Source organism: Bacillus sp. AFS023182, from assembly GCF_002560575.1.
GTDB classification, from domain to species: Bacteria; Bacillota; Bacilli; order Bacillales; family Bacillaceae_G; genus Bacillus_A; species Bacillus_A arachidis.
This window is the reverse complement of sequence record NZ_NTRO01000111.1, coordinates 1-3640: the sequence shown is the minus strand read 5'-3', so window position 1 is coordinate 3640 and position 3640 is coordinate 1. Positions and strand designations below refer to the sequence as shown.

The 3640-nt window shown below is 33.4% G+C and carries 2 protein-coding genes and 1 pseudogene; all 3 read left to right on the top strand.

Annotation, left to right across the window (positions count from 1 at the left end):
* Nucleotides 1-806, top strand: an 806-nt coding sequence (locus CN288_RS26955) for an ABC transporter substrate-binding protein (protein ID WP_255260065.1), incomplete at its 5' end; no start/stop codon positions are given.
* A gap of 340 nt (nt 807-1146) precedes the next feature.
* A complete protein-coding gene (locus CN288_RS26950; protein ID WP_090691800.1) occupies nt 1147-2859 on the top strand; it encodes a peptide ABC transporter substrate-binding protein in 1713 nt (570 codons plus the stop codon).
* A gap of 524 nt (nt 2860-3383) precedes the next feature.
* Nucleotides 3384-3640 (top strand): annotated as a pseudogene (locus CN288_RS26945) (peptide ABC transporter substrate-binding protein); the annotation flags it as partial.

The following is a 3640-nucleotide window of genomic DNA, read 5'->3' as shown; positions in this document are numbered from 1 at the left end:
TTGGTGTATATTCTGAACCAAGTACGTTCTTCTTACGTTTAAACCAAAAACGCGGTGGTCAAGATACACCATTAAAGAGCAAGAAATTACGTGAAGCGATTGCGTTGTCAATTAATAAAAAAGATTTAGCAAATGTAATCTTAAATGATGGTTCTAAGCCTGCTGACTACTTAGTACCAAAAGGATTAGCAAAAAGTCCTGATGGGAAAGACTTCCAAGAGGAGTTTAAAAACGGCTTAAAGAATGATACGAAAAAAGCAGCGGCAGCATGGGAAGAAGCGAAGAAAGAACTTGGTAAAGATCAAGTGACACTAGAGTTCTTAAACTATGATACAAGTAATGCGAAAAAAGTTGGTGAATATGTAAAAGACCAAGTTGAGAAAAACTTAAAAGGTGTAACAGTAAATATTAAAATGCAGCCGTTCAAACAAAAGTTAAAGTTAGAATCTGAACAAGATTATGACTTCTCATATGCTGGTTGGAGCCCAGACTATGCGGATCCAATGACATATTTAGATATGTTCGAATCAACAAACTCTCAAAACCAAATGGGTTACTCAAATCCGAAATATGATGAAATCATCAAAAAAGGAAAAACAGAGTTAATGGCAGATGCGAAGAAACGTTGGGAAGAGTTAGGGAAGGCAGAAAAACTGTTGCTTGAAGAAGATGTAGCGCTTGTACCATTACATCAGAATGCTAGATCATATGTAATGAAACCAAACGTAAAAGGTGTTGTAAAACATAACATCAGTCCAGAATATAGCTTCAAGTGGGCTTACGTAACAGAAGAAAATAGTAAGTAATGAAGATAAAAGCATTTCTAAAGGTAGGGTGTCTACTTTTAGAGGTGCTTTTTTCTATGTAGTGAATCTTACTTATAGAGGCTTTCGTTACTAGAAGGCATATATATATAAAGAATAAGAAATATACTTTTCTCATATAGCGAATGGTAATTTCTTGCAAATTAGTGTAACGAAAGCACATCGTTATTATAGTAGAAAGTATTTTCTGGATTTTCAAAAAATAACTTTACAAAACATAAAAAAACAGTAGAATATTAATTAATAAGAATTTTCTGATAATATAAATATATCAGAAAAATAGAGAGGTATTATCGTACATAAAATTAGGGAGGGTATACAAATGAAAAAGAAAAAGATTAAGAAGCTAACGGCGGTTGTAGCGCCAGTTTTAGCAATGAGTATGGCATTATCAGCATGCTCGGGATCAGGTGGAGATAAGAAGACAAGTACAACGTCTAATAGTGGTGAAGAGAAGAAATCGGATATTAAATATGCGGCAAAACAAGTATTAAATCGTACAGAAAATCAGGAAATTCCAACAATGGATACTTCAAAATCAACAGATACACTTGGTTCGCAAATTTTAGGGAACACGATGGAAGGGCTATATCGCCTTGATAAAGATAATAAACCAATCCCAGCTGCAGCTGAATCCAGCACGAAAAGTGAAGATGGTAAAAAATATACGTTTAAGCTTCGTAAAGATGCAAAATGGTCAAACGGTGATCCAGTAACAGCGAAAGATTTCGTGTTTGCATGGCAGCGCTTACTTGATAAAAACACAGCTTCTGAATATGCGTTTATTGCTTACTATATTAAAAATGCAGAAGCGATTAATAAAGGAGAAGCAGAGCTATCTACATTAGGTGCTAAAGCAGTTGATGATTATACCCTTGAAGTGGAATTAGAAAAACCAGTTCCATACTTTTTAAATTTAACAGCATTTCCATCGTATTACCCGTTAAATGAAAAGTTTGTGAAAGAAAAAGGAGAGAAATTCGGTTTAGAGGCGGATACAGTTGTATATAATGGACCATTCGTAATGTCTGAGTGGAAGCATGAACAAGGTTGGAAATTGAAGAAAAATGATAAGTATTGGGATAAAAAGAGTGTGAAACTAGAAGAAATTAATTATAGTGTTGTAAAAGACGTAGCTACAAAAGTGAACTTATATGATACTAACGCAATTGACTTTACATTATTATCAGGTGAGTTTGTTGATAAATATAAACCAAAGAAAGATGAGTATGGTGAGTATGCAGAATCAAGTACTTTCTTCTTACGTTTAAATGAAAAACGTGGAGGTCAAGATACGCCGCTGAAAAGTAAAAAGTTACGTGAAGCAATTGCATTATCAATTGATAAAAAAGGTTTAGCAAATGTTATCTTAAACAACGGCTCCAAAGCAACAGATCAATTAGTACCAAAAGGACTAGCAAATGGTCCAGACGGTAAAGATTTCACAGAAACATTTAAAAATGGTTTAAAGCAAGACACGAAAAAAGCAGCCGCAGCATGGGAAGAAGCGAAAAAAGAGCTGGGGAAAGACCAAGTGACAATAGAATTGTTAAGTTATGATGATGGAACAGCGAAAAAAGTTGCTGATTATGTAAAAGACCAAATTGAGAAAAACTTAAAAGGTGTAACAATTAATACGAAAATCCAGCCGTTTAAACAAAAGTTAAAACTAGAATCAGCGCAAGACTATGAAATCTCTTACGCAGGTTGGAGCCCAGACTATGCGGATCCGATGACATTTATCGATATGTTTGAAACGAAGAGCCCTTATAACCAAATGAGCTATTCAAACCCGAAATATGATGAAATGGTTAAAAAGGCAGGGAATGAATTAATGTCTGATGCGAAGAAACGTTGGGAGGAGTTAGGAAAAGCAGAAAAACTATTGCTTGAAGAAGATGTAGCGATGGTGCCGTTATATCAAAGAGGCAGTGCGTATGCAATGAAACCAAACGTAAAAGGAATTGTAAAACATAATATCAGTCCAGAATATAGCTTTAAGTGGGCTTATGTAACTGAGGAAGACAAAAAATAATGTTGAATTAGAAAAGCATTTCCAAAGGTAGATAAACTATTTTTGGAGATGCTTTTTCATGGGGATAATCAGTGGGAGATGAAGAAAATCCACACTGATTAAAGTTGTACTTTATTAATTGTTTTATTACTAAAAAAAATCACGATGTATAAACTATGCAATAAAAGTACTATTTATAAATTTTTAAGATAATATAATCTCAAATTGATAAAGAGTTGAAGGGAAGTATTAAATTTATATCGGTTATATAAGGGGAAAGAAGGTTAAATATAGAATTCGAAAAAAGAGAGACGAATAAGATGATCCCAGGGTTCATATAGTAGATGGGGAGAATCTTGTAATTGTACTATTAAAAAGGGAATCATTATTATAGAAAAAATATTTTCTGAATTTTTAAAAATAACTTTACAAACTTAGAAAAAATAGTAGAATATTAATTAATAAGAATTTTCTGATAACAAAATAGACATCAGGAAATCTCTCAAGAGTGGCATCGTACATATAATTTAGGGAGGGTACAAAAAGTGAAAAAGAAAAAGATGAAAAAATTTACAGCGGTTGTAGCACCAGTTTTAGCAATGAGTATGGCATTAACAGCATGCTCGGGATCAGGTGGGGATAAGAAAACTAATACGTCTTCTAGTAGTGGCGAAGATAAGAAATCTGATATTAAATATGCAGCAAAGCAAGTATTAAATCGTACAGAAACAAACGAAATTCCAACGATGGATACTTCTAAAAATACAGATACACTTGGTTCTCAAATCTTAGGGAATACAAT

What these genes read in the sequence shown, in the direction of transcription:
- CN288_RS26950 (WP_090691800.1), top strand. Translation starts at nt 1,147, where the DNA reads ATGAAAAAGAAAAAGATTAAGAAGCTAACGGCGGTTGTAGCGCCAGTT.